Below are 25,394 nucleotides of genomic sequence, written 5' to 3' on the forward strand. Positions count from 1 at the left end.
ACGGGCCCACAGATCAGGCGGGTTCAGAGGCTCATGCGTCGAAGACCTCGCGCACCAGCTGCTCCTGCTCCGCCTGGTGCCGCTTCGCGGAACCGACGGCCGGGGAGGAGCCGTGCGGGCGCGAGATGCGCCGCAGCCGCTCGCCGTGCGGAACGTCCGCGCCGACCGCGAGGTCCAGGTGGTCGATCAGGTTGAGCGCGATGAAGGGCCACGCGCCCTGGTTCGCCGGCTCCTCCTGGACCCACAGGTACTTCTCGGCGTTCGGGTACTTGGCGATCTCGGCCTGGACCTCGGCACCCGGGAGGGGGTACAGACGCTCCAGGCGGATGATCGCGGTGTCCGTGCCTCCGCGCTTCTGACGCTCGCCGTCGAGGTCGTAGTAGACCTTGCCGGAGCAGAAGACGACCTTCTTGACCGCTGCCGCGTCGACCGTCGAGTCGCCGATGACCGGGCGGAACTGACCCGAGGTGAACTCCTCCGCCTTCGACGCGGCGGCCTTGAGGCGCAGCATCGACTTCGGGGTGAAGACCACCAGCGGCTTGTGGTGCGGGTTGTGCACCTGCCACCGCAGGAGGTGGAAGTAGTTCGACGGGAGGGTCGGCATCGCGACCGTCATGTTGTTCTGCGCGCACAGCTGGAGGAAGCGCTCGACGCGGGCCGAGGAGTGGTCCGGGCCCTGGCCCTCGTAGCCGTGGGGGAGCAGCAGGGTGACGCCGCTGGTCTGGCCCCACTTCTGCTCCGCCGCCGAGATGTACTCGTCGACGATCGTCTGCGCGCCGTTGACGAAGTCGCCGAACTGCGCCTCCCACAGCACGAGCGCGTCGGGCCGGGCCAGCGAGTAGCCGTACTCGAAGCCCATGACCGCGTACTCGGAGAGCAGGGAGTTGTAGACGTTGTAGCGGGCCTGCTCCTCGGCGAGGTACTGGAGCGGGGTGTGCTCCTCGCCCGTCTCACGGTTGATGAGGACCGCGTGACGCTGGCCGAAGGTGCCGCGCTGGGAGTCCTGGCCCGACAGACGGACCGGGGTGCCCTCCAGCAGCAGCGAGCCGACGGCGAGGGTCTCGCCCATGCCCCAGTCGATCGTGCCGTCCTCGACCATCGACGCCCGGCGCTGCAGCTGCGGCAGCAGACGCGGGTGGACGTGGAAGGTGTCGGGGATGTTGACCTGGGACTCGGCGATCCGCTTCACGGTCTCCGAGGAGATCGCGGTGCTCACGGCGACCGGGAACTCGGCCTGCGGGTCCGAGACGGGCCCGGCGGCCGGCTGGGCCGTGACGGCCTCGCGGACCTCCGTGAAGACCTTCTCCAGCTGGCCCTGGTAGTCCTGCAGGGCCTGCTCGGCCTCTTCCAGGGTGATGTCGCCGCGACCGATGAGGGACTCGGTGTACAGCTTGCGCACCGAGCGCTTCTTGTCGATCAGGTCGTACATCAGCGGCTGGGTGAAGGCCGGGTTGTCCGACTCGTTGTGACCGCGACGGCGGTAGCAGATGAGGTCGATCACCACGTCCTTGTTGAACGCCTGACGGAACTCGAAAGCCAGGCGGGCGACGCGGACGACGGCCTCGGGGTCGTCGCCGTTCACGTGGAAGATCGGGGCCTCGATCATCCTCGCCACGTCCGTCGCGTACATCGACGAGCGGGAGGACTCCGGGGCGGCCGTGAAGCCGACCTGGTTGTTGATGACGATGTGGACCGTGCCGCCGGTGCGGTAACCCCGCAGCTGCGACATGTTCAGGGTCTCGGCCACCACGCCCTGGCCCGCGAAGGCCGCGTCACCGTGCAGGGCGACCGGCAGGACCGTGAAGTCCGTGCCGCCCTTGTTGATGATGTCCTGCTTGGCGCGGACGATGCCCTCGATGACCGGGTCGACCGTCTCCAGGTGGGAGGGGTTCGCGGCCAGCGAGACCTTGATCTGCTCGCCGTCCAGGCCCGTGAAGGTGCCCTCGGCGCCCAGGTGGTACTTGACGTCGCCGGAGCCGTGCATCGACTTCGGGTCGAGGTTGCCCTCGAACTCGCGGAAGATCTGCGCGTACGACTTGCCGACGATGTTCGCCAGGACGTTCAGCCGGCCGCGGTGGGCCATGCCGATGACGACCTCGTCCAGGCGGGACTCGGCGGCCGAGTCCAGCACCGCGTCGAGCAGCGGGATGACGGACTCGCCGCCCTCCAGGGAGAACCGCTTCTGGCCGACGTACTTCGTCTGCAGGAAGGTCTCGAAGGCCTCCGCGGCGTTCAGCCGGCGCAGGATGCGCAGCTGCTCCTCGCGCTCGGGCTTGGTGTGCGAGCGCTCGATGCGGTCCTGGATCCACCTGCGCTGCTTCGGGTCCTGGATGTGCATGAACTCGACGCCGGTGGTGCGGCAGTACGAGTCGCGCAGCACACCGAGGATGTCGCGCAGCTTCATCAGGGACTTGCCGGCGAAGCCGCCGACCGCGAACTCCCGCTCCAGGTCCCACAGGGTGAGGCCGTGCTCGGTGATGTCCAGGTCGGGGTGCTTGCGCTGGCGGTACTCCAGCGGGTCGGTGTCGGCCATGACGTGGCCGCGGACCCGGTAGGAGTGGATCAGCTCGAAGACGCGGGCGGCCTTGGTGACGTCGTCGTCGTGGCTGGCGTCGATGTCCTTGAGCCAGCGGACCGGCTCGTAGGGGATGCGCAGCGCCTCGAAGATCTCGTCGTAGAAGCCGTTCTCGCCGAGGAGGTAGTTGGCGACGACGCGCAGGAACTCGCCGGAAGCGGCGCCCTGGATGACCCGGTGGTCGTAGGTCGACGTGAGCGTCATGACCTTCGAGATGCCGAGCTTGTTCAGGGTGTCCTGGCTGGTGCCCTGGAACTCCGCGGGGTAGTCCATGGAGCCGACGCCCATGATGACCGACTGGCCGGGCATCAGACGCGGGACCGAGTGGACGGTGCCGAGGCCGCCCGGGTTCGTCAGGGAGACCGTGACGCCCGTGAAGTCGTCCATCGTCAGCTTGCCGTCACGGGCGCGGCGGACGATGTCCTCGTAGGCCTGCCAGAACTCGAAGAAGTTCAGCGTGTCGGCCTTCTTGATGCCCGCGACGACCAGTTGACGGTCGCCGTTGGGCTTCACCAGGTCGATGGCCAGGCCGAAGTTGACGTGCGGCGGCTTGACCAGGGTGGGCTTGCCGTCCTTCTCCGCGAAGGAGTAGTTCATCGACGGCATGGCCTTGATGGCCTGCACCATCGCGTAGCCGATGAGGTGGGTGAAGGAGATCTTCCCGCCCCGGGCGCGCTTCAGGTGGTTGTTGATGACGATGCGGTTGTCGAACAGCAGCTTCACCGGGACCGCGCGCACGGACGTGGCCGTGGGGACCTCGATGGAGGCGTTCATGTTCTTCGCGACCGCGGCGGCGGGACCGCGCAGGGTCACGAACTCCGGGCCCTCCGCGGCGGAACCACCGGTGGCGGCGGGCTTCGCGGCGGCCGGCTTGGCGGCAGGTGCCGGGGCGGCAGCCGGAGCAGCGGCCTTGGCAGGGGCCGGAGCCGCTGCGGCGGGCTTGGCGGCCGGAGCCGGCGCGGGAGCCTGGGCCGGGGCGGCGGGAGCCGGAGCCGCAGACGGCGCCGGAGCCGCTGGGGAGGTGGTCCCTGCGGCCCCCGCGGCCGCAGTACCCGCCGGAGCCGGGGCGGCAGCGGCCCCGGGCTTGTAGTCGGCAAAGAAGTCCCACCAGGCTCGGTCTACCGAATTCGGGTCCTGGAGGTACTGCTGATAGATCTCGTCGACGAGCCACTCGTTCGGGCCGAACGCGGCAGCGGGGTTCTTGCCCGCTTGGTCTGCGTCGGTCGAGATGCTCGAGTTACTGGGGGACTGTGGCGACACGGCGGCAACCGCCCTCTTCCGCTTCTCACAAGGTGATGGACAGCGGGAATAAAGGCTACGCCCCCAAGACCGCGAAGGTCAGGCCGGGTCGGTCCATCGTCGTGTAAGTCACATGAAAGAGCGGGTTTCACAGCAGGAAATGGCGGGAAACAACCGAGGTTCCGCGCTGTGAGACATGGCTGAAGGACGGGCCCGGCGGGGCTCCTCGCGACGACCGCGCGGCCCTCTGCCTGATCACACGTGTCCGTCAGCGCGGAACAGAGATGGATCTTGTGGCTCCGCGTCGAACTTTACGTCAACTTGGCAGAGAGGGAAGTCCCGGCAGGGTGACAAGAATCCTGCAGCCCCGCTCGGATTCGGCCACGCCGATCCGGCCGCCGTGCAGATCCACGGCCCAGCGCGCGATCGCGAGCCCCAGACCGGTGCCGCCGTCGCTGCCCGGACCGTGCGGCCGCATGACCTGGCCGCGGTTGAACCGCTCGAAGACGCGGTGCCACTCCGAGCGCGGAATGCCGGGGCCCTCGTCGAGGATCTCCAGTTCGAGCGACTCGGGCAGGGCCCCGCGCCGCGCCTTCACCGTCACCCGTCCGTGTGCCGGGCTGTGCTTGACCGCGTTGTCGATGAGGTTGGCGACGACCTGGTGGATGCGCTCCGGGTCGGCGTGCGCGGTCAGCTCCGGCGGGGACACGTCGAGGTGCAGATGGACGTCGTTGCGCGTGTGACTGCCGGACCCGGACGCGATGCCCGCGCGTGCGGTGGCGACCATGTTGGCCTCCTTCAGCACGCCCGACAGGTACGGCCACACCTCGAAACGGCGCTTCTTCAGCGGTACGACGCCGTTGTCCAGCCGGGACAGGTCCAGCAGCGTCTCCACCAGCCGGCCGAGCCGCTCGGTCTGCTTCAGGGCCGTGCGCATGGTCTCGGGGTCGGCCTGGGTGACCCCGTCGACGATGTTCTCCAGCACTGCCCGCAGCCCCGCGATGGGGGTGCGCAGCTCATGGGAGACATTTGCCACAAGTTCCTTGCGCTGACGTTCCTGTGCCTCCAGGTCGTCCGCCATGCGGTTGATCGTCTGGGCCAGGTCGCCCAGCTCGTCACGCCGGTTCTCACGCACCCGGCGGGTGTAGTCGCCGTGCGAGATGGACCGGGCGACCGCGTTCATGTCGTCCAGTGGCGCGGTGAGCGAATGCGCCACGAACTGCGTGATCAGCAGTGTGGCGATCATCGAGAAGACCGTGATGAAGCGCAGCTCGGTGGCTGTGCGCATCGCGATCATCATCAGCCCGGTGGTGATGAGGACCGCGATGACGACCAGCGCGCCCAGCTTGGTCTTGATCGAGAAAGGGCTCACGCCGCCCCAGGGCTCCCTGGGGCTTCTCCGGCCGGCCGGACCGTCGCTCATGGCGTCGGGGTCTCCAGGGCGTAGCCCACGCCGTGCACCGTGCGGATCCGCTCGGCGCCGATCTTCCGGCGCAGCGCCTTGATGTGGCTGTCGACGGTGCGGGTGCCGGAGGCGTCCGCCCAGTCCCACACCTCGGCGAGCAGTTGCTCACGGGAGAGCACCGCGCGCGGGGTGTTCGCGAGGCACACCAGGAGGTCGAACTCGGTGGGCGTGAGGTGCACGTCCTCCGAGCGCACCCGCACCCGGCGCTGCGCGTGGTCGATCTCCAGCTCGCCGAGGCGCAGGATGCCCGAGCGAGGTGTGGCCGCGGCCAGCGCGGCCCGCTCGACCCGCCGCAGCAGGACGTGCACGCGAGCGGCCAGCTCACGCATGGAGAACGGCTTGGTCATGTAGTCGTCGGCGCCGACGCCGAGCCCGACGAGCATGTCGGTCTCGTCGTCCCGCGCGGTCAGCATGAGGACCGGCACCGGACGGGCGGCCTGCACGCGACGGCAGACCTCCAGACCGTCGAAACCGGGCAGCATGATGTCGAGGATCAGCAGGTCCGGCTGCCAGGCCTCGGCCGTGTCCACCGCCGACGGACCGTCGACCGCCGTTTGCACGAGGAATCCCTCGGCGCGCAGGCGGGTCGCGATGGCGTCGACGATCGTCGGATCGTCCTCGACGACCAGGACCCGGCGCTGTGCGCCCGGAGTGGCCGTCGAACCGTTGTGGGAGGTCTGTGTCTGCTCCATCGCCCGCCCCTGGGGAGTGCTTTCCGGAACCATGTGGGGTGATTCCTTGTCTGCGCATGACTGCGATTGACGCTTGAATGATCGGCGTAGGGAAGCAGAGTACGGGGAGTCACCACAGCTTTGCTATCCAGGTCGGACGGCGAGAGGGACGACGTCGGGAACGCCCCGGGCAACGGGGATCTCCTCGGTACGTACCTGCCGGAACCCGGCATTTGCCAGTGATCCCGCAAATTCCGCAGAGGGCCGGGCTCACCGCACGGCCAGTACTCCGCCCGGCTTCAACACCCTTGCGCAGCTTGTGAGTCCGGCACGCGCGTAGAGTCCGCCGTCGCCCTCCGTGACCGTCCGATCGGGCCCGTTGGTCATGTCGAGGCAGAGCGCGTCAAAAGTGGCGCATGTCTCATTGACGAATCCGACTACATCCGTTTCCAGATTGTTGGTCCGCGGATCGGCGAGTGCCTCGATGGGCAGCACCGACACGGGCCTGTCCCCGCGGTGCCGGTCGACGCCGGGCGGCTCCCGCTCCACGACCCTGAGATGCGGCCCGAGCAGGGATTCGCGGCGGCGTGTGCGAGCGAGAAGCCGACGCCGAGGCCGCCGATGAGGACGTGCGGATCAGGACGGCCGTCGAGTGCGCCGAGCGCCGCGTCCCGGAGTCCGCGCTCCGAGCGACCGTCCGAAGTGGCCGTCAGGAAACCGCCGTTGGCGATGATCCGGAGCAAGCTGCCGTGGCGCCGCAGGATGACCTCTCCTCCAGGGCCCTCGCGACGGTCCAGGACTTCGGGGACGGCGTGCGAGGTGGGCGTCGGCCCGTCCCGGCAGGTGCGGCGTACGGGGCCGTTCTTCTTGAGAAGTACCTGTGAATCGGGTGCGAGGTGGCGTCGGTCACAGACAGCGGGTGGGTCGGGCGCGAAGGCTGGGGTGAAACGGAAGGGGCACCTCACCTTGGAACGGACCGCGCCGACAGCTCCCTCCGACGCGCCCCCTTCGGACCCGCCCGCACCGGATGCCTCCTTTCCGGATGTGGCGGTACTGCTCGACGGGATGCCCCGGCAGCGGGGCCTGACGGAGGCGGCGACTGCGGATCCGCAGACCGCAGCGGCCGTTCCGGTCGCCCGGCCCGGGCCCCGGCTTCGCGTTCCCCGCCTCCGGCGGCTGCTCCCCACCCCCACCGGCACACCGTTCACGTTCGGCTACGGCGCCGTCCTGGCCGCCGTCTCACTCGTCGCCGCGCATCTGGACCCCGCCCTCGTGCACACCCTGCACCAGGGCTCCAGCACCGACGTCGCGCACCTCGTCCGGACGCCCCTGCTGGTACTGCCGGCCAGCGCGCTGTGGATCGCCGGCGGGATCCTCTCGCCGTACGCCGTCGCCCTGCTGTTCGTCCTCACCGCGCTGGAGCGACGGATCGGGGGACTGCGCACGGCCGGTGTCTTCCTCCTCGGGCACATGGGCGCGACGCTCGCCACCGAGGTGCCCATCGGCCTCGCGGTGCTCGTCGGCCACCTGCCCGCCAGCTCACTGCACCGACTGGACTACGGCGTCAGCTTCGGCGTGGCCGCGAGCCTCGGCGCGCTGACCGGGCTGTTCAGGCCGTGGCTGCGCTGGCCGTTGCTCGCTCTCTTCGGCTGGATCCTGGTGGCGGACCTGATCGCCTTCACCGACCCGATGACCGACTGGGGCCACCTGATCGCCCTCACGATCGGCGTCGCGACCTGGCCCCTGGTGCGACGGTCGCACCGTGCGCGTCGTCCCCTTCCGAACAGCTAGCCCCCCCCGGCGCTGCTGTCAGCGGCCTGGCGGCGTCCAGACGTACGGCGTCGTCGTGGTCACCGCGTGGAAGCCGAGCCGGCGCAGGATGGGCGCGCTGTCGTCGGACGTGGTCATCGTTGCTGGTCCCCCGTGTGGTCCGGTGGGGTGGTGGGTCCGGTCATCGCCGTGCACGCGCGTGTGTCGGCCGTCCGCCTGATGTGACCGCTCAGAGCGGCTGGGCTGACGATGCCGCTCGGGCGGAGGCTTCGGTACGGCCGTCATGGGCGGTGGTGCCGAAGTCCGCCCGGGTGATCCTCTCGGCCCGTCCTTCGGCCGGATGGTGGCTCGCGGTCACCGGGCCGCAGACGTCCGCGGTGCGCCGGGGACCAGATCCGAGGCCGCCGGGAAGACGGAGCGCCGGCCGGGCGTTGTCCGCCATGCGGCCGGTGGCGGATCCGGAGGTATCGGGTGGATCACCGGCGCAGCATGACAGAGGCCGTCCCGGGCCGCCTCCGGGTTTCCGTGAAGCGGCGACGGACGGTCACCCAGCGCCCGGTCCCACGAACTTCGCACTGGTGAGCGGAGCTTCCACATGCCAGCCCAGAGACTCGTACAGCGCGCGTCCCGCCGGCGTTCCCGCGAGGACGCCGGTCTCCGCGCCCTCGGCGGCCGCCGAGGCCTGGAGCGTGCGCATGACGACGCTGCCCAGGCCTCGGCGGCGATGGGCGGGCGCGGTCTCGATCTGGTCGAAGACGGCGGTCGCGCCTGTCGGGGCGACTTGGCCACGTGCCGCGAGAGAGCCGTCCGGCGCGGTGACGAGCATCCGCCTGGCACCACCGGCGGACCACACCCGCATCCGGTAGCCGTCCGGGACGTTCATGCGTGCGGCTGCCGGGGCGTCGGCAGGTCCTGTTCCGGGGGTGCCGGTGCGTCGGGTCTGCGGACCGTTCGTACGTCCGGCCGCCGGAGCGTCGGTCTGCTCAGCCTTCGGGGTGCCCGTGCCCGCAACCAGGTCCGGGAGGCGGCCCGTCCGCCCGGCCTGTGTGGTCGTCAGGGGGATCGTCATCAGGTAGCCCGGTTCCGGGTCCACCCACCAGCCCTCGCCCAGCCAGGCCCCGACCACCTCCGGGTTCTGGAACACCTTGAGCCACACCCCGGTGCCCGTCACCCCGTCGGCCACCTTGCGCACGGCCTCCTCGTCCACGTCGTCGCCCAGGGCCGCGAAGACGTGCCGCGACACCTGCGCGACCAGGCCGACGTCGACCGTGAACCCCCAGGGCTCCCGCTCCGGCGGGGCGGCCCCGCGGGACACGACCCAGCCGTCCACCCATGCCCGTACGACCCCGTCCATGTGACTCCTCCGCAATGGCCGATCCAGTGACAGATGTAATAGTCGATGAACAACTTCAACTATTACCGAGCTCAAGATAGGCCCCGAAGTGCCGATTCCGGCAGTCGTGATCGCCCACAGCGAACAGGGCGGTGGGTGGGGAACATGCAGAGGCTCACGTGCATTGAGTCGGCATAGCTCAACTTGAATGCCGAAGGGGAGATCATGGCTTCGACGTCCACATCGCTCACTCTGCCTGTGCTGCCGCTCGACGACGAGGTCGTGCTGCCCGGCATGGTGGTTCCGCTGGACCTGAACGACACCGACGTACGTGCAGCTGTGGAGGCCGCTCAGGCCGCCGCCGCCCGCTCGGAGTCCGGCAAGCCGAAGGTCCTCCTGGTGCCACGCATCGACGGGACCTACGCGAGCACCGGTGTGCTCGGTACCGTCGAGCAGGTCGGCCGCCTGGCCGACGGTGACCCGGGCGCCCTCATCCGCGGCCGGAGCCGGGTGCGGATCGGCGCCGGGACGACCGGCCCGGGTGCCGCCCTCTGGGTCGAGGGGACGAGCGTCGACCAGACCGTTCCCGAACCGCTGCCCGGCCATGTCGCCGAACTGGTCACCGAGTACAAGGCCCTCGCCACCGCCTGGCTGCGCAAGCGCGGTGCCTGGCAGGTCGTGGACCGGGTCCAGGCCATCGACGACGTCTCCACGCTCGCCGACAACTCCGGTTACTCACCGTTCCTGACGACCGAGCAGAAGGTCGAACTGCTGGAGACCGCCGACCCGGTCGCCCGCCTCAAGCTCGCCACCGGACACCTCCGCGACCACCTCGCCGAGCAGGACGTCGCCGAGACCATCGCCAAGGACGTCCAGGAGGGCGTCGACAAGCAGCAGCGGGAGTTCCTGCTCCGCCGTCAGCTGGAAGCCGTACGCAAGGAACTGCGGGAGATCAACGGCGAGCAGGACGGCGAGGAGTCCGACGACTACCGCACGCGTGTGGAGGCCGCGGACCTGCCGGAGAAGGTGCGGGAGGCCGCGCTCAAGGAGGTCGACAAGCTGGAGCGGTCCTCCGACCAGTCACCCGAGGGATCCTGGATCCGCACGTGGCTGGACACCGTCCTCGAACTGCCGTGGAACGAGCGGACCGAGGACGCGTACGACATCCAGGGCGCCAAGACGGTCCTCGACGCCGAGCACGCGGGCCTGCAGGACGTGAAGGAGCGGATCACCGAGTACCTGGCGGTCCGCAAGCGCCGCAACGACCGGGGGCTCGGGGTCGTCGGCGGCCGGCGCGGCGGTGCCGTACTCGCACTCGTAGGGCCTCCCGGGGTCGGAAAGACCAGCCTCGGCGAGAGCGTCGCGCACGCCATGGGTCGCAAGTTCGTCCGCGTCGCCCTCGGCGGTGTGCGGGACGAGGCGGAGATCCGCGGACACCGGCGGACGTACGTCGGCGCGCTGCCCGGCCGGATCGTACGGGCGATCAAGGAGGCCGGGTCGATGAACCCGGTGGTCCTGCTCGACGAGATCGACAAGGTGGGCTCCGACTTCCGCGGTGATCCCGCGGCGGCCCTCCTTGAGGTACTGGACCCGGCGCAGAACCACACCTTCCGCGACCACTACCTGGAGGTCGAACTCGACCTGAGCGACGTCGTGTTCCTGGCGACGGCGAACGTCCTGGAGGCCATCCCGGAGGCCCTGCTCGACCGTATGGAGCTGGTCCGCCTCGACGGCTACACCGAGGACGAGAAGGTCGTCATCGCCCGCGATCACCTGCTGCCGCGCCAACTGGAGCGGGCCGGGCTCGCGGCCGACGAGGTCGTCATCGACGAGAGCGCCCTGCGCAAGCTCGCCGGCGAGTACACACGTGAGGCGGGCGTCCGCACCCTGGAGCGGTCCGTCGCGAGGCTGCTGCGCAAGGTGGCGGCCCAGCACGAACTCGGCGAGCGCGAACTGCCGTTCACGGTCACGGACGAGGAACTGCGCGGTCTGATCGGCCGTCCGCACCATGTGCCCGAGTCGGCACAGGACCCCGCGGAACGCCGTACGGCGGTCCCCGGTGTCGCCACCGGCCTCGCGGTCACCGGAGCGGGCGGGGACGTGCTCTTCGTCGAGGCGTCGCTGGCCGACCCGGAGACGGGCGCGGCGGGTCTGACACTGACCGGCCAGCTGGGTGACGTGATGAAGGAGAGCGCGCAGATCGCCCTGTCCTTCCTGCGCTCGCACGGCGCGGAGCTCGAACTGACGGTGGGCGATCTGAAGGACCGGGGTGTGCACATCCACTTCCCGGCGGGCGCGGTCCCGAAGGACGGTCCGAGCGCGGGCGTCACCATGACGACGGCGCTGGCGTCGCTGCTGTCCGGCCGACTGGTCCGCACGGACGTGGCCATGACCGGCGAGGTCTCGCTGACCGGCCGGGTCCTGCCGATCGGCGGCGTGAAGCAGAAGCTGCTCGCCGCGCACCGCGCCGGGGTGACGACCGTGATCATCCCCAAGCGCAACGAGGCCGACCTGGACGACGTCCCGGCGGAGGTGCTGGACAAGCTCGACGTCCACGCCGTCACCGACGTCCGACAGGTCCTGGAGCTGGCGCTGGCCCCGGCCACGAACGGGGTCGCGCCGAAGGTTCCGGTCGCGGCGTGACGGACGTGACTGGATGAGGTGAAGGCCCGGGTTCTCGTGAGGGAGGCCCGGGCCTTCGCCGTGTCCGCTCTTCGCCGTGTCCGCGTAGCGGCTCAGCCGTTGGCGAGTTCCTGCACCCGGTCGAGTCCTCCGTTGAAGCGGTCGTGGTCGCCGACCGTCGGTCCGGACGAGGTGTACTGCCACATGGCGTACGTGTTCCAGCCCGCCGGGAGCGTCCCCGCGGTCGACGCGTACCGCGCGATCCACAGCGGGTGGGCCGAGGCGAAGCCGCCGTAGTCGCCGGTGCACTGGGTCCACCAGCTGGTGGCCGTGTAGATGACGGCGTTCCGGCCGGTCCGCGCCCTGTACTGGTTCAGGAAGTCACGGATCCAGGTGACCATCGCGCTCTGGCTCTTGTCGAAGCAGGCGTCGCCGTACGGGTTCCACTCGATGTCGAGCACGCCGGGCAGCGTCCTGCCGTCCTGGGACCAGCCGCCGCCGTGGTCGACGAAGTAGTTCGCCTGCGTTGCGCCGCTCGTGGTGTCGGGGGTGGCGAAGTGGTAGGCGCCCCGGATCATTCCGACGCCGTAGGCGCCGCTGTACTGCTGGCCGAAGTACGGGTTCGTGTAGTACGTCCCCTCGCTCGCCTTGGTGTACGCCCATCGGACCCCGCTGTTCCACAGGGTCGACCAGGAGACGTTGCCCTGGTAGCTGGCGACGTCGACGCCCTCCGCCTGGGCGGCGGCGCGGGTGCCGGTGGGAAGACCGCCCCGGCCGTCATGCGTGACGACGCCCATACCCATGCGGGCGGAGCCGCGGGCCGGGGTGGCGGTGGCCTCGGCGGACTCGGACACTCCGGGTTTCTCGGAGGAGTCGGCGGTCGAGGCGGGGAGGTGCAGCAGGGAGAGCGCGGTGAGCAGGAGTCCGACGAGAAAGAGGCGCCGGGCGGATATCGGTCCGGGTCTGTGCACGGGCATGGCGTGCCTCCGAAGGCTCGGTGATGCTCGTAAAGGGAACATGCGGGGCCGTGCTGAATCTGGCATGCGCATGCCAGTGGCTGCCCGGTGGAGACGCTACGTACGGGGACGAGGGGGCGGGAAGGGGGACCGGAGGCTGCCGTTGGTCCAGCCCTGCGAAATACTTGCGGAGCTGCGGCGATGGCGCAATTTGGCGGAAACCTTCAGGACCGGGAAATCCGAGGCAGGGGCTGACGTGCACGAAGAAGGAAACGGCGGCGGGCGCAGGGGTGGCGCCGAGGCGTCACCGGGCGGTGTGGACCAGCCCGGATTCCTGGCTCTCGAACGGGAGTTGACCGTTCTGCTGCGACGTGCGCGGGCCAATCAGGGGGAGATGGCCCGCGAGGTCCACCCCGACCTGGAGACGGCGGCCTACGGTCTGCTCGTCCGTCTGGATGAATGCGGCCGTCAGCGAGCCACCGAACTGGCCGGCTACATCGGCGTCGGCAAGGCCACGATGTCGCGCCAGCTGCGGGCCCTGGAGGAACTGGGCCTGGTCACCCGCGAGCCCGATCCGGCGGACGGTCGTGCCTGGCTGGTCGACCTCACGGAGGAGGGCCGCTCCCGGGTGAAACGCGTCCGCGACGCACGGCGGGCCCGGTACGCGGGCCGACTGGCGCACTGGGACTCCGACGAGGTCACCGAACTGGCACGCCTGCTGCACCAGCTGAACCGGGGAATGGAGAGGTAGCGCCCGGGCGTCCCGCCCGAGCCCCCAGGCCTGACGGAGACCAGTACCTCAGGGCGAGCCCGGCGCCCGGTCCAGTTCCGCGTACACCACCGTCGCGTCGTCGTGCGTCTTGCTCCGCCGTAGGAACGCCCGCTCCTGCGCGTCCCCCCGCTCCAGGTCCCGTACGCGCTCCACGAGGGCCCGTGCCCCTTCCTTCCGTACGAAGGTGAAGCAGTCGTCCCAGCCGCCCTCCTGGAACTTCTCCACCCACCGGGTCGCCCCGTCCGTCATGGCCACCAGGGTGCGGACGGAGGAGCGGGGCAGCACCCCCGTGACGGCTCGCTCCGCCACCGCGGGATCCGCGGCCGCCGTGAAGAAGCCGCCCTCCTTGTTGCGGAGGTCGGCGTCGATCAGCGCGTCCGTGGCCAGGGAGGCGCGGGGGAGGCGGGAGAGGCGGTCGTCCAGATGCGGGGTCACCGTGCCGTCCGGGGCCTCCACCAGCAGCGCCGAGTCCGACAGGACCAGGTACTCGACCCTCGACGGGGACCAGCGCGCCATCACCACGGTCGCCTGGGGCGTACGCGGGTGAGAAAGGTCACAGCCCTTTCCGTGGGCCTCCGCCGTGCGCGCGATCGCCCGCGACAGCACCTCGGCCAACGGAACATCCATGAGCGAAACGGCCAGTTCGGTCAGTGCCCCGCCGAGGCGTGCCGTGAACCAGGGGACGGAATGCGGACAGCCCGTCGGGCCGTCGGGAGGGGTGACTCCGTCGAGGGTGATCAGTACGCCGCCCCGCCCGGACGCGGGTAGAGCGACGCTCGCGAAGTCCTCGTTGGGGCGGTTCGGATCGCCGGGCTCGGAGACAAGTTCCGTACGCATTCAGCCAGTCTGCACGAGCCCTCCACAAGCTTCGCCAAAGAGTGGCAACGGGCGCGGAATTGACGCAGTCGCGCAGGTCAGGCGCCTGGTTTGAGGTGGAATGGTTTGCTCCGGGCGGACGTGCTGGCGAATACTGCCACCGGTCGTGGTCGGCGTCCAACCGGCAGATCGCACAGGGTCCGTGCGTCTACCGCAGGAACTTGCCCGCCAACTCCCCTCCGGGGTTCACTCCTTCGGGTGGCGGCCCCGGCGATGCGCGGCCACCGCCCACCGGCGCTGGGAGGGTCGGGAATCGTACCCCGGTGTGCACGCCAGTTGACGGAGCGTCACCCCGGGCCCATGGGTTTCACGAGTTCAGGAATGCGAGCAGCGGTGCAGAAGACGCGGCCTCGTCGCACAGGCAAGCAGACGGCCTCCGGCACGGGCGCGGAGCGCACAGCCGCCACGCCCGGCACCCCCGGGACTCCCGTCGGCAAGGGCCGCGCCACTCACGTCCGCACGCGGCTGATTCTCGCCGCCGCCGTCGTGGCCGCAGCCGTCGCCGGAGCCGGCGCCCCGTCCCTGATCACCGCGTCCTCAGAACTCCACGACTCCCAGGACCTGGTGACGTTCGCCGGACAGACCCAGGACGCGCTCGCGCTCGCCCACTCGCTCGCCGACGAACGCGACGAGGTCACCTCCTACATCGCCGCCGGCCGCCTCAAGGCGAAGGCACCGACCGAGCAGTCCAGCGCCCGCGTCGACCGCCAGGTCGAGGAACTGCGCGCCGACACCGACGTCTCCACGGCCCTGCGCGCCGACCTCGACGACATCACCGCCGTACGACGGTCCGCGCTCACCGGCAAGAGCACCGCCCTCGAAGCGCACGACGCCTACTCCGCCGCCATCACGGAACTGCACCGGCTCGCGGAGGAACTGGCCGAGCGGATGCCGCCCCGCGCGGGCTCCGGCGCCTACTCCCTCGCCGAACTGGACTCCGCCGTACAGCAGGCCGCCGCCACCCGCGGACTGCTGCTCGCGGCGCTCAGCGTGCCGACGTCGACCCAGAGCGACTACGACCCGATCACCGGCCTCACCAGCACCAAGAAGGTGTCCTCGGCCGCCGACGCCAAGCAGCGCGACGCGCTCAGTGCCACCGCCCAGCAGGCCCGGCTGCGTTCGGACGCCGCCCTCGCCGACTTCCAGGACTCCGCGCCCGCGGCCGCCAAGGCGAGCTACGACTCCACGGTCACCGGCCCCGAGGTCAACTCCGCCGACAAGTACCTCGCCGTCCTCACCGACCAGCCCACCCTCACCACCGGCGACCTGGGCACCGGCACGGCCAAGCTCGACGCGGCCCTCTCCGCCCGCGTCGACCTCATGCGCGGCGCCGAGTCCGCGCTGTTCGAGCGCCGCGTCAAGGAGCTGGCCCAGCTGCGCGACGACGACGTCACCGCGCTTGAGCTGCGGGTCGCGGTCCTGGGCGCGCTGATGCTGCTCGCCGTCGGCATCGCCACCGCCATGGCCCGCACCCTCACCCGCCCGCTGTCCGTGCTGCGCCGCGGCTCCGCCCGGCTCGCCGGGGCCGAGGACCCCACCGCCGAGGAAGCGGTCGCCTTCACGGGCCGCAACGACGAGTTCGCTCAGGTCGTCCGCTCCGTCAACGCCCTGCACGCGCACTCCGTCGCCCTCGCCGAGCGGGTCACCACCCTGGAGGCCGACCGCAAGCACCTGGTCGGACAGCGGCAGAAGATGGCAGACGCGCGCGAGCAGCTCAAGGGCGAACTCACCGATTCCGCCGCCCAGTTGGCGCGGCTGCGCACCACCATCGGCGGCACCTTCGTCAGCCTCGCCCTGCGCACCCTGGGTCTCGTCGAGCGTCAACTCGCGGTCATCGAGGGCCTGGAGGAGCGCGAGCAGGACCCCGACCGGCTCGCCACCCTCTTCAAGCTCGACCACTTCGCCACCGTCATGCGCCGGCACAGCGAGAACCTCCTCGTCCTGGCCGGTACGGAGCACGTGCAGCAGAGCGCGGGCCCGGTCCCACTGGTCGACGTCGTGCGGGCCGCGGTGAGCGAGATCGAGCGCTACGAACGGGTCCGTATCGCGGCCCTCCCGCCGCACGCCCACGTGGCCGGGTTCGCCGCGGACGACCTCTCGCACCTGCTGGCCGAGTTGATGGAGAACGCCAGCTCCTTCTCCCCGCCCGACCTGCCCGTCGAGGTCTCCGGCTGGCTGCTGGAGAGCGGCGAGGTCATGCTCTCCGTCCAGGACGAGGGCATCGGCATGACCGCCGAACGCATGAGCACCCTCAACTCCCGGCTCGCCGAATTCGACCCGGAGGCCGCGTACGAGTCGTACGACGACGGTGACGAGGGACTCGGCCTGGGCCTGTACGTGGTGGCCCGCCTCGCCCACCGGCACGGCGTGCGCGTGCAGCTGCGCGAGCAGAAGCAGGGAGGCGTGGCCGCGGTCGTCGTCCTCCCGAAGACCCTGCTCACCGCCGCCCCCACGTCCGCCGTCCCGGCCGTCGGCGGCCCGGTGACCGGCGCGACCCACTCCTTCTCCCTCCCGGGAGCGGACGCGGAGGTCAACTCCAATGTCCTGAACGGTCGTTCGCAGTCCGCCGACCCGCTGGTGACGCTTGCGGAGGAGGCCGTACGCGAGGCGGCGGCGGACGAACCGACGGAACACGGCAAGCCGGAGTCCCCCGCCGAAACGACGATGGAACTCCTTGCCCCGGTACCACCGGAGCCGACGGCCGGCGAACCCGTCGAGGCCCGGAGCGCCCCCAGGGCCGACGAGGCCCACGAAGCCGTCGAACCCCATGAACAGCACGAACCCCATGTGCCCTACGCACCCAGCGGACTCGTCGAACCCGACGACGAAAGCGGTGCGGTCGGTACCGCGAACGAGGAACACACCCGCGCCGACGAAGAGCCCCTCACCGACAAGGGCCTCCCCAAGCGCACCCCGAAGATCACCGCGTCCGCCCCGGCACCCCGTCAGCGCAACAGCGCGGTGGACGCCGAAGCCCTCCGCCGCAGGCTCGGTGGCTTCCGCCGGGGGGCGGAGGCCGGTCACCGCGACGTGGCGGCGGAGATCGAGGAACAGACCGGCGAGACCCGACTGCCCGACACGCACAGCACCGCATCCGAAGAATTCACGGGGGGCACAGCCGAGGAGGCAAGCAGTTGACCGCGCCCAGTACCTTCGGACTGAGTCGTGAAGCCCGCAATCTCCACTTCCTGCTGACCAATCTCGTCGAGGAGGTACCGGGCGTCCAGTCCGTGGCCGTCGTCTCCTCGGACGGTCTGCTCCTGCTCTCCTCCGACGCCGAGCGGAACGCGGAAGCACGTGAGGCACGTGACGGGAAGCCCTCGGGCCCCCGTGGCTCCTCCGCGGACCTCGCGACCATCGTCTCCGGCATCGGCAGCCTCACGCTCGGCGCCGCGAAGCTCATGGACTTCGGCTCCACCAAACACACCATGATCGCGATGGACGACGGCAGCCTCTTCGTGATGTCGATCAGCGACGGCTCGCTGCTCGGTGTCCACGGCACCGCGGACTGCGACATGAGCGTGGTGGCGTACCACATGGCGCTGTTCGTCGGCCGGGCCGGTCACGTCCTGACCCCCGAACTCCGCAGCGAGCTACGGCAGTCGCTGGAGAACGACGGGACGGAGGACGCCCGATGACGAACAGGCCCGGGCTCCCGGTCCGCGGCGGCGACCGTAAATCCGCCCGCGTCCGTCCGTACTCCCTCACCGGTGGCCGCACCCGCTTCGGTCACGTCCTCCTGGTCGAGACCTTCGTGGCGGCTCTCGAAGCCCCCGAGGAGCGCAAGGAGTTGAGCAACGGCTCGCTGCGTTCGGTCATGCCGGAGCTGCGGGCCATCGTCGAACTGTGCCGCCGGATGCGCACGGTGGCCGAGATCGCCGCGCTGCTGAAGATGCCGCTCGGCGTGGTCCGTGTGCTCCTCAGCGACCTCGCGGACCAGGGAAAGATCCGTGTGTACGGCACCGGGACCGGTCATGGCACGGGCCGTCCCGACCGCGCTCTGCTGGAAAGGGTGCTGAGTGGACTCCGTCGTCTCTGACACCGCGGCCGCCTCCTTCGGCGGCTTCGGCGTCACCCCGTTCGTCGATGCCGAGACCGACGACAACCTGAAGTCCTGGCAGACGGACCGCACCCGGGCGCCCATCGCCACGAAGATAGTCGTGGCCGGCGGCTTCGGCGTCGGCAAGACCACCCTCGTGGGCACCGTCTCGGAGATCGAGCCCCTCCAGACGGAGGCGCTGATGACCGAGGCCAGTGAGCAGGTCGACGACCTCACCGGCACCCCGGAGAAGGCCACCACCACCGTGGCCATGGACTACGGCCGCCTCACGCTCGACGACGACCTGGTGCTCTACCTCTTCGGCACGCCGGGCCAGGAGCGGTTCTGGTTCATGTGGGACGACCTGGTGCGCGGAGCGATCGGCGCGGTGGTCCTCGCGGACACCAGACGGCTCAAGGACTGCTTTCCGGCGCTGGACTACTTCGACGGCTGCGGGATGCCCTACGTCGTCGCGGTCAACCACTTCGACGGCAGTGACCGCTTCGAACCGGACGATGTGCGGGAGGCGTTGACGATCCCCGCCCACATACCTGTCATGATCATGGACGCGCGGCGGAAGATCTCGGTGATCGAGACGCTCCTTTCCCTCGTCCGCCACGCACTGGACGTCACCCCCGAGTAGCCCTGGTCAGGAGCCATCACCCGCATGCGGAAGATACTCGTCGTCGGAGCCGGCCAGTCCGGACTCCAACTAGCCCTAGGCCTCCAGTCGCACGGGTACGAGGTCACCCTGATGTCCAACCGGACAGCGGACGAGATCCGCGCCGGACGGGTCATGTCGACGCAGTGCATGTTCCACACGGCTCTCCAGCACGAGCGCGACCTGAAGCTGAACTTCTGGGAGTCCCAGGCCCCGAGGATCGAGGGGCTCGGCGTCTCCGTTGCGGCTCCCGGCTCCTTCGACCCGGGGCCCTCGCAGCGCGCGATCGACTGGCTGGGACGTCTCGACGGGTACGCGCAGTCGGTCGACCAGCGGGTGAAGATGGCCGGCTGGATGGAGACCTTCGCCCAGCGCGGCGGCCAGCTCGTCATCCACGGCGCGGCCGTCGGCGACCTCGACTACTTCTCCCGTACGTACGACCTCGTGCTGGTCTCCGCCGGCAAGGGCGAGCTGGTCTCCATGTTCGCGCGGGATCCGGAGCGCTCCCCGTACACCGAGCCACAGCGCGCCCTCGCGGTCTCCTACGTCCACGGCCTGGGCCCCCGCCCCGAGCACCCGGACACCGAGGCCGTCCGCTGCAACCTCGTCCCCGGGGTCGGCGAACTGTTCGTCATGCCGACGCTCACCACCTCCGGGCGCGCCGACATCCTGTTCTGGGAGGGCATACCAGGCGGCCCGCTCGACGCCTTCAACGGCGTCAAGGACCCGACGCAGCACCTCTCCCTGACCCTGGAACTCATGGAGAAGTTCCTGCCCTGGGAGTACGCGCGCGCCACCAAGGCCGAACTCACCGACGCCGGCGCCACGTTGGCCGGCCGGTACGCGCCCACCGTGCGCAATCCGATAGGCCGGCTGCCCGGTGGGGGACTGGTCCTCGGCGTCGCCGACGTCGTCGTCGCCAACGACCCGATCACCGGGCAGGGCTCCAACTCCGCGTCCAAGTGCGCGGCTTCGTATCTCGCTTCCATCCTCGACCAGGGGGAGAAGGAGTTCGACGAGGCCTGGATGCGGGCGACGTTCGACCGCTACTGGGACACCGCCCGGCACGTCACCAAGTGGACGAACGCCATGCTCGCGCCGCCCCCGGAGCACATCCTCAACCTGATCGGCGCGGGAGGCCAGTTGCAGCCGGTGGCGGACCGGTTCGCCAACGGCTTCGACGCCCCGGCCGACTTCGAGAACTTCTTCTACGAGCCCGACAAGGCGGGCGCGTACGTGGCGTCGGTGGCGGGAGGCTGATCGTCGCCGCGCGGGTGCGGGTCCGCCGTGGCTGGTCGCGCAGTTCCCCGCGCCCCTTCAGGTAGGTGATCCGGGCGTACGGCTCCGAGCAGCGGGTGAGCTGCGATCGGGGAGATCTTGACCTGCTCGCCCGTTCTCGGGGCCTCGATCACCTGGCCCTCGCCCAGGTAGATCGCCACGTGCGTGGCCTCGGGGAAGTAGATCACCAGGTCACCGGGCCGCAGCTCATCGAGCGGGACCCTCGGGAGCTGCGCCCACTGCTCCTGACTGGTCCTCGGGATCGGGGTGCCGGCATGCGCCCAGGCCTGCGACGTCAGGCCCGAGCAGTCGTACGTCTTCGGGCCCTCCGCGCCCCATTCGTACGGCTTCCCCAGCTGGCGCCGGGCGTACCCCAGGGCCTCCTCGCCCTCCCGGGTCGCACTGCGGTCGCCTTCGCCCAGGGCGCCGGAGGCCGTCAGCTCCTTCTGGGCCTTCTCGACCCCCTTCTCCTCGAACTCGGCCAGCCTGGTGAGCTGTTCGGCGGTGAGGGAGGCGAGGAGCCCCGCCACGTCGTCGAGCCTGTCGCGTACGTCGTCCCGGTCCTTCTTCTGCCGGGCCGCGAGGGTGAGTTGCTCGTCGAGCGTCCGGCGGGCCCTGCGGGCCAGTTCGTCGGCGCGGTGCTCGGTGCCGGTCAGCCGACCGACCGTCTGGGCGCGCTCCTTCGCCAACTGGCCGATGACATGGCCCTGTTCGAGGGCGTGCTGCGGGTCCCGGGCGAGGAGGAGGCGTACGTACGGCGAGATGTCGTTGCTGTTCTGGTACTGCTGCCGGGCCAGCCGCCCGGCGGCCCCCCGGCTGTCGTGGAGGGAGAGCCGGGCCTCGGAGAGCGCGGAGTCCAGCCGGGTCAGCTCGGCACGCTTGTGCCGCAGCTTCTCCTCGGTGGCGTTGTAGGTCTCGGTGGCCTTCTCGGCGTCCCGGTACAGCCGCTGAAGGTCCGTCAGCAGCTCGGCCACGGAACGTTCACGGGGTTCCGGCTCCGGTACGGCGGCCGCGGGCAGCGGTGCCAGGAACGTGCCGGCCGCCACCGCCGCCGTACACACCAGACGCAGAAGCCTTCCTGACACGCCATCACCTCCCGTGCGGAGCAGCCCCTCTGGTCCGCACGGTGAGCATCAGGCGGCGCTCAGGTTTTCGCGCGCCGGGTGTGGGCGTTCGGCGCAACCCCGTCACCCGTGGGTGTCGTCCGGTCCGGCGTCCGGCCTGTCGTCCGCCTTGCCGACCTTGGACCAGGGCCACTTCAGCCCGCCGCCCGACCTGCCCTCTCCGGCCTCACCCTCGGGGGAGTACTCGTACTTCCACCCCAGTTGGATCCCCAGCCTTTTGGTGTGGCCCCTCGGCGCGCGCCTGTACACCAGCACGGTGGGCGGGCCGCCGGCCGCGTCGGGGACGGGAATGGTGTACGTCTTCGGCGGCTGCCCGGTCGGTCCCAGCAGCACGGGCAGCACCCGGCCGTCCATGGGGCCGCCCTCGAAGGGGGTGTCTTCGCTCTTCACGGCACCAGTGTCAGCCATCCGCCGCGAGGGCCGTGACCAGCGAGGCGGTCTGCGGGTCACGGTTCGCGGTCACGGTGAGCGCGGCGGCGAACTGCTCCACCAGCCAGTCCCGCAGTTCCTCCACGGCGGGCTGCCTGCCCTCGTCGAGCCAGATCAGGGAGGCCGCCTCCACGGCCGTGATCCACATCCGCACGGTCATCCGCAGCCGCAGCCCGGGTTCGGCGGCGCCGAGGTGGCTGAGGATGTGCTCGGCGGCGGCCCGTCGTACGCCGTCCACGATGGCGGTGGTCCGGGACGTCTCGACGACACTGCCGCCCTGGAGCAGGGCGCTGAAGCCGGCGTCGTGCTGGTCCACGAAGGCGAGATAGCGGTCGAGGGCCCGGGAGAGCCGGACGAGGAGAGGGCCGTCCCGGGGTTCGTCGAAGCACTGCTCCAGTTCGTCGGCGGCGGACCGGAGCGCGGCCTCGTACAGCTGCTGCTTGCCGCCCGGGAAGTACCGGTACACGAGGGGACGCGAGACCCCGGCCGCCTCGGCCACGTCGTCCAGCGAGACGTCCTCCGGCACGTGGTGCGCGAACAGGCCGAGGGCGGCCTCAAGAAGCTGACTGCGTCGCTCCTCGACACCGAGTCTGCGGTAGGCGGGCGCGGAGGGGGTCATGCCTCGAAGGGTAGTCGGCCGTCTGCGGGTCCGTCGTGGCTGATCGCGCCCACGCGGCGGAGCCGCAAATCGATACAGCCCCGCGCCCCTAGGTGGGTGCTGCTGAGCATGCTTCGACTGCACCCACTCAGGGGCGCGGGGAACTGCGCGACCAGCCCCCACCGGCCCGCAGCCTGCGTCAGGCCAGTAGTCCCGACGACCTCCACAGCCTTCGACCCACACCCCTGAGCACACCGATGTCGTCCAGGAAGTCGGTCAGCCGCTTCGCACCCGTCTGCATGACCTCCCGCCGGTGCCCGCTGGCCTTCACCTGCGCCAGCGCCTCCCGCTGGTCGAGGCCCACATTCGTGTACACCTCCGGATTCACGAAGGCCACGGAGAACACCCGCGCGAACTCCCCGGACGTCACCCGCGTGAACTCCTGCGACCACCGCGGAGCCGTGACCATCTGCCGCCGCAGCTCCTCGCGGGCGTACCGCACGTGCCGCGCCTCCTCCACCACATGGATCCGCGTCACGCCTCGGACCAGCGGCTGCACGCGCTCGTCCGGGAAGGTCAGCCGCTGCATCCAGTCGAGGACCTCCTCGCCCAGCAGCGTCGCCGTGAAGGACCCCGGCGTCGTGGAGATCGTCTTGAACAGCCGCCCGAGCCGCTGATGGGCCGGGCTCACCGGATACCAGGGCGTCTCACCCCGCGAGATCAGCCGCGCGAACATCTTCGAGTGTCGGCACTCGTCCTCGATCTCGGTGAGCGCGTACCGCACATGCGCGCTCGTGGCCGCCTTGTCGTAGATATGACGGACCAGCAGCTGCATGAGGATGAGCTCGAACCAGATCCCCAGCGAGGCCAGCGCCGCGGCCTCGTGCTGCGACAGCAGAATCCGCTGCTCCTCGCTCATCCGACGCCACATCGGGGTGTCGTACAGCGAGACCAGCTCCGGCGGCCAGAACCACTTGCCCTCCTCGAAGGGCGCGTCCCAGTCCAGTTCTTTGTCCGGATCGAAGGAGTGCTTCGCGGAGGAGTCGAGCAGCCGCTGGGCCACCTGCTCCCGGTCCTTGAGCAGACCGAGCGCGTCACGCAGCCCTGCGAGCGCGTCGACTTCTGTCAGACTCGTCATGGCTCTTATGAGACTGCCTGTCAGCAAGCCCGTCAATCCCCTGCGCGCAATATGTCGACGTCCGACCTGTACACCACGGACCCCGAGGACCCCCACTGGCAGGTACCGGCGACGGGCGCGGCCCGCTTCAGCTGGGAGGCCATGTTTCCTGGCCAAAAGAATGGCAACGGCCGCGACCGCCTCCTCGCCCTCTTCCGCCGGTGGCTCTTCTCCCGGATCGTCCCCTGCGTCAAGGGCATCGGCCTGTGGGGCCCACGCCTGCAGCAGGCCCACGTCGACATGGGCGTCTTCGAGATGGGCGACTCGAACCTCGACCTGCTGATGGCCCAGGACGAGGAAGTCGCCGAGAAACTGGACGCGGAGCGCTTCGAGACGGAGGAGCGGGAGCGGGTCGCGGAGGTCGAGCAGTCCATCGAAGAGGGTGCCGCTCACGTGGAGTAACGTACTGACGTGTCCACGCCTCAAGGCCCGTACGGGCCGCAGAACCCCTACAACCAGCAGCCTCCGCAGGGCCCTTACGCTCCCGGGCCGTACGGTCAGCAGGCCTACGGCCAGCAGCAGCCGTACGGCCCGCCGCCCGTGCAGCAGCCGCCGTACGGGAATCCGTACCCCCAGCAGCAGCCGTACGGCTGGGGGGCGCCGCCTGTCGCCCCGCCCCCGAAGAGGCGCCCCCTCGTGGTGATCCTCGCCATCGTGGGCGGACTCGTCGCCCTGGGGGTGGCGGGTTCGGTCATGCGTGGGGTGGAGAAGGCGAGCGGTGCCGGTTACCCGGCGGCCCAGTACACCCTCTCCGTCCCCAAGACCCTGCTCAGCGGCCGGTACGAACTCGCCCAGGACGTCTCCGGCTCCGAGGGGCAGAAGATCATGGACGAGGCGGACGGCTTCTCGAACGCCAAGGTCGACGGGGTCGCGGTCGCTCAGTACAGCCTGGCCGGCAACACGACGGAGGGCTCGCTCGTGGTGTCGGGCATGTACGGCCGGTTCAAGGCGCCCGATCGGTCGCGGAACAGCATGATGGAGGGAGCGACCAAGGGTGAGGGTGCCAAGCTCGCCCTGGCGCCGCAGGACTTCCATCCGGACGGCTCCGACGGCGTCACCGTCACCTGCGAGGTCCTCACCAAGACCCAGGCCGGTACGGACATGACGGTTCCCGTCTGTGCCTGGGCGGACGCCAACACGGGCGCGTCGGTTGCCGAACTCCGGTCCTCCACGATGACCCAGGACCCGTCCGACGTGGACCTGGACAAGCTGGCGGCCACGGCACTGTTGATCCGCTCGGAGATGCGCAGACCGATCTAGACCGAGCACCCCAGATCGTCCGGGATCTCCAGGGCCGAGACCGGCTCCGCCCCCTGCGCCGGGTGCGGCGTCCGCAGCGTGAACGCGTACGGGGTAGGCCCGTTGGTGCGCAGGTGCAGCAGCCGGGACTCGGCCTCGGCCACCGTGGGGCGGTGGCCGGCCGGGACCCACCACAGGGCGACCATCGCCTCCTGGACCCGTTCGAAGAACTCCCTGCGGCGGGCGAGCATCTCGCGGTGCCGGCCCTGGTACATGTACGCCGTCAGCGCGTCGGTGTCGCGCCACACCGACATGTTGATGATCAGCCACTCGTCGCCGAAGACGGCCACGTCCGTGGCGTCGCCCGACTCGCCCTCCAGACGCCAGACGAAGCCGTCGGCGGCGTCCGCGTCGGCGTTCACGGGGTCGAGGTTGTCGACGAAGTCCTTCAACTGTGCTGAGTCCAGAGGGGCCTTGAGGCGGCCGATGTTCACTTGGGCGAGTTCGTACGCAGGGGCCTCAATCATGGACCGAACGGTAGGTCGGGAGCGTGTCCGGTTCAACCCCCGT

Annotated in this window: 20 protein-coding genes and 3 pseudogenes; 10 read left to right on the top strand and 13 right to left on the bottom strand. The window is 70.2% G+C overall.

From position 1 onward, the window contains the following. Window positions 1-31 precede the first annotated feature (31 nt). From OHT57_RS33450 to OHT57_RS33465, 4 genes and pseudogenes are all read right to left on the bottom strand, one after another. A complete protein-coding gene (locus OHT57_RS33450) occupies window positions 32-3,835 on the bottom strand; it encodes a multifunctional oxoglutarate decarboxylase/oxoglutarate dehydrogenase thiamine pyrophosphate-binding subunit/dihydrolipoyllysine-residue succinyltransferase subunit (protein WP_328750450.1) in 3,804 nt (1,267 codons plus the stop codon). A 295-nt stretch (window positions 3,836-4,130) separates the two neighbouring features. Continuing rightward, complete coding sequence (locus tag OHT57_RS33455; RefSeq protein ID WP_328750451.1) at window positions 4,131-5,237, bottom strand: HAMP domain-containing sensor histidine kinase; 1,107 nt, start codon at window positions 5,235-5,237, stop codon at window positions 4,131-4,133. Next, entirely contained in the window at window positions 5,234-5,971 is a 738-nt protein-coding gene (locus tag OHT57_RS33460) for a response regulator transcription factor (protein ID WP_328750452.1), read from the bottom strand. The genes OHT57_RS33455 and OHT57_RS33460 overlap by 4 nt, the downstream gene beginning before the upstream one ends. 123 nt (window positions 5,972-6,094) lie before the next feature. After that, window positions 6,095-6,747 (bottom strand): annotated as a pseudogene (locus OHT57_RS33465) (spermidine synthase). A gap of 169 nt (window positions 6,748-6,916) precedes the next feature. Between OHT57_RS33465 and OHT57_RS33470 the strand changes: the two are divergent. Next, window positions 6,917-7,741, top strand: a complete 825-nt coding sequence (locus tag OHT57_RS33470) for a rhomboid-like protein (RefSeq protein WP_328750453.1) — start codon at window positions 6,917-6,919, stop codon at window positions 7,739-7,741. A gap of 18 nt (window positions 7,742-7,759) precedes the next feature. Here the strand turns inward: OHT57_RS33470 and OHT57_RS33475 are convergent. Both OHT57_RS33475 and OHT57_RS33480 read right to left on the bottom strand, forming a co-directional pair. After that, window positions 7,760-7,849, bottom strand: a pseudogene (locus OHT57_RS33475) (GNAT family N-acetyltransferase); the annotation flags it as partial. A 415-nt stretch (window positions 7,850-8,264) separates the two neighbouring features. Then, entirely contained in the window at window positions 8,265-9,074 is an 810-nt protein-coding gene (locus OHT57_RS33480; RefSeq protein WP_328750454.1) for a GNAT family N-acetyltransferase, read from the bottom strand. Between the two features lie 204 nt (window positions 9,075-9,278). On the opposite strand from OHT57_RS33480, the gene lon reads away from it, so the two are divergent. Next, window positions 9,279-11,696, top strand: coding sequence for an endopeptidase La (lon, locus tag OHT57_RS33485; RefSeq protein WP_328750455.1), 2,418 nt, complete (start codon window positions 9,279-9,281; stop codon window positions 11,694-11,696). A 92-nt stretch (window positions 11,697-11,788) separates the two neighbouring features. Here the strand turns inward: lon and OHT57_RS33490 are convergent, their stop codons facing one another. Next, window positions 11,789-12,652 (bottom strand): lysozyme, encoded by an 864-nt coding sequence (locus OHT57_RS33490; protein WP_328750456.1) that lies wholly within the window; start codon window positions 12,650-12,652, stop codon window positions 11,789-11,791. A gap of 235 nt (window positions 12,653-12,887) precedes the next feature. Here OHT57_RS33490 and OHT57_RS33495 point away from each other — a divergent pair, with 235 nt between their 5' ends. Further along, window positions 12,888-13,382, top strand: coding sequence for a MarR family winged helix-turn-helix transcriptional regulator (locus tag OHT57_RS33495; protein WP_328750457.1), 495 nt, complete (start codon window positions 12,888-12,890; stop codon window positions 13,380-13,382). 48 nt (window positions 13,383-13,430) lie between these two features. Here the strand turns inward: OHT57_RS33495 and OHT57_RS33500 are convergent, their stop codons facing one another. Further along, window positions 13,431-14,240 (bottom strand): hypothetical protein, encoded by an 810-nt coding sequence (locus tag OHT57_RS33500; RefSeq protein ID WP_328750458.1) that lies wholly within the window; start codon window positions 14,238-14,240, stop codon window positions 13,431-13,433. A gap of 372 nt (window positions 14,241-14,612) precedes the next feature. Here OHT57_RS33500 and OHT57_RS33505 point away from each other — a divergent pair, with 372 nt between their 5' ends. The 5 genes from OHT57_RS33505 to OHT57_RS33525 are packed head-to-tail and all read left to right on the top strand — an operon-like array spanning window position 14,613 to window position 20,239. Beyond that, window positions 14,613-17,417: a sensor histidine kinase gene (locus tag OHT57_RS33505; protein ID WP_328750459.1), complete on the top strand. Its 2,805-nt coding sequence runs from the start codon at window positions 14,613-14,615 to the stop codon at window positions 17,415-17,417. Beyond that, the gene (locus OHT57_RS33510; protein WP_328750460.1) at window positions 17,414-17,917 is read left to right on the top strand and encodes a roadblock/LC7 domain-containing protein; all 504 of its coding nucleotides are present in this window, start codon (window positions 17,414-17,416) and stop codon (window positions 17,915-17,917) included. Before OHT57_RS33505 ends, OHT57_RS33510 begins: the two co-directional genes overlap by 4 nt. Next, window positions 17,914-18,318 carry a DUF742 domain-containing protein gene (locus tag OHT57_RS33515; protein ID WP_328750461.1) on the top strand — a complete coding sequence of 135 codons (405 nt, stop codon included), beginning with the start codon at window positions 17,914-17,916 and terminating at the stop codon, window positions 18,316-18,318. The genes OHT57_RS33510 and OHT57_RS33515 overlap by 4 nt, the downstream gene beginning before the upstream one ends. Further along, window positions 18,299-18,961 (top strand): GTP-binding protein, encoded by a 663-nt coding sequence (locus OHT57_RS33520; protein WP_328750462.1) that lies wholly within the window; start codon window positions 18,299-18,301, stop codon window positions 18,959-18,961. The genes OHT57_RS33515 and OHT57_RS33520 overlap by 20 nt, the downstream gene beginning before the upstream one ends. Window positions 18,962-18,985: 24 nt before the next feature. Next, window positions 18,986-20,239, top strand: a complete 1,254-nt coding sequence (locus OHT57_RS33525) for a styrene monooxygenase/indole monooxygenase family protein (protein ID WP_328750463.1) — start codon at window positions 18,986-18,988, stop codon at window positions 20,237-20,239. Here the strand turns inward: OHT57_RS33525 and OHT57_RS33530 are convergent. The 4 genes from OHT57_RS33530 to OHT57_RS33545 form a co-directional block, all read right to left on the bottom strand. After that, the gene (locus tag OHT57_RS33530; RefSeq protein WP_328750464.1) at window positions 20,188-21,342 is read right to left on the bottom strand and encodes a C40 family peptidase; all 1,155 of its coding nucleotides are present in this window, start codon (window positions 21,340-21,342) and stop codon (window positions 20,188-20,190) included. The genes OHT57_RS33525 and OHT57_RS33530 overlap by 52 nt on opposite strands. Window positions 21,343-21,444: 102 nt before the next feature. After that, window positions 21,445-21,789, bottom strand: a complete 345-nt coding sequence (locus OHT57_RS33535) for a hypothetical protein (RefSeq protein WP_328750465.1) — start codon at window positions 21,787-21,789, stop codon at window positions 21,445-21,447. After that, window positions 21,782-22,429, bottom strand: coding sequence for a TetR/AcrR family transcriptional regulator (locus OHT57_RS33540; RefSeq protein WP_328750466.1), 648 nt, complete (start codon window positions 22,427-22,429; stop codon window positions 21,782-21,784). Before OHT57_RS33540 ends, OHT57_RS33535 begins: the two co-directional genes overlap by 8 nt. 178 nt (window positions 22,430-22,607) lie before the next feature. After that, window positions 22,608-23,546 (bottom strand): AurF N-oxygenase family protein, encoded by a 939-nt coding sequence (locus tag OHT57_RS33545; RefSeq protein ID WP_328750467.1) that lies wholly within the window; start codon window positions 23,544-23,546, stop codon window positions 22,608-22,610. Between the two features lie 171 nt (window positions 23,547-23,717). Between OHT57_RS33545 and OHT57_RS33550 the strand changes: the two are divergent. Together OHT57_RS33550 and OHT57_RS33555 are read left to right on the top strand one after the other, a co-directional pair. Further along, window positions 23,718-23,987 (top strand): annotated as a pseudogene (locus OHT57_RS33550) (aminobenzoate oxygenase); the annotation flags it as partial. A gap of 9 nt (window positions 23,988-23,996) precedes the next feature. Then, window positions 23,997-24,845 carry a DUF3824 domain-containing protein gene (locus tag OHT57_RS33555; RefSeq protein WP_328750468.1) on the top strand — a complete coding sequence of 283 codons (849 nt, stop codon included), beginning with the start codon at window positions 23,997-23,999 and terminating at the stop codon, window positions 24,843-24,845. On the opposite strand, the gene OHT57_RS33560 is transcribed toward OHT57_RS33555, so the two are convergent. Then, window positions 24,842-25,351, bottom strand: a complete 510-nt coding sequence (locus tag OHT57_RS33560; protein WP_328750469.1) for a DUF3291 domain-containing protein — start codon at window positions 25,349-25,351, stop codon at window positions 24,842-24,844. The genes OHT57_RS33555 and OHT57_RS33560 overlap by 4 nt on opposite strands. Window positions 25,352-25,394: the final 43 nt, after the last annotated feature.

The organism is Streptomyces sp. NBC_00285 (assembly GCF_036174265.1).
Taxonomy (GTDB): domain Bacteria; phylum Actinomycetota; class Actinomycetes; order Streptomycetales; family Streptomycetaceae; genus Streptomyces.

What these genes read in the sequence shown, in the direction of transcription:
- OHT57_RS33560 (WP_328750469.1), bottom strand. Translation starts at nt 25,351, where the DNA reads ATGATTGAGGCCCCTGCGTACGAACTCGCCCAAGTGAACATCGGCCGC.
- OHT57_RS33455 (WP_328750451.1), bottom strand. Translation starts at nt 5,237, where the DNA reads ATGAGCGACGGTCCGGCCGGCCGGAGAAGCCCCAGGGAGCCCTGGGGC.
- lon (WP_328750455.1), top strand. Translation starts at nt 9,279, where the DNA reads ATGGCTTCGACGTCCACATCGCTCACTCTGCCTGTGCTGCCGCTCGAC.
- OHT57_RS33460 (WP_328750452.1), bottom strand. Translation starts at nt 5,971, where the DNA reads ATGGAGCAGACACAGACCTCCCACAACGGTTCGACGGCCACTCCGGGC.
- OHT57_RS33490 (WP_328750456.1), bottom strand. Translation starts at nt 12,652, where the DNA reads ATGCCCGTGCACAGACCCGGACCGATATCCGCCCGGCGCCTCTTTCTC.
- OHT57_RS33535 (WP_328750465.1), bottom strand. Translation starts at nt 21,789, where the DNA reads ATGGCTGACACTGGTGCCGTGAAGAGCGAAGACACCCCCTTCGAGGGC.
- OHT57_RS33540 (WP_328750466.1), bottom strand. Translation starts at nt 22,429, where the DNA reads ATGACCCCCTCCGCGCCCGCCTACCGCAGACTCGGTGTCGAGGAGCGA.
- OHT57_RS33515 (WP_328750461.1), top strand. Translation starts at nt 17,914, where the DNA reads ATGACGAACAGGCCCGGGCTCCCGGTCCGCGGCGGCGACCGTAAATCC.
- OHT57_RS33525 (WP_328750463.1), top strand. Translation starts at nt 18,986, where the DNA reads ATGCGGAAGATACTCGTCGTCGGAGCCGGCCAGTCCGGACTCCAACTA.
- OHT57_RS33500 (WP_328750458.1), bottom strand. Translation starts at nt 14,240, where the DNA reads ATGCGTACGGAACTTGTCTCCGAGCCCGGCGATCCGAACCGCCCCAAC.
- OHT57_RS33545 (WP_328750467.1), bottom strand. Translation starts at nt 23,546, where the DNA reads ATGACGAGTCTGACAGAAGTCGACGCGCTCGCAGGGCTGCGTGACGCG.
- OHT57_RS33480 (WP_328750454.1), bottom strand. Translation starts at nt 9,074, where the DNA reads ATGGACGGGGTCGTACGGGCATGGGTGGACGGCTGGGTCGTGTCCCGC.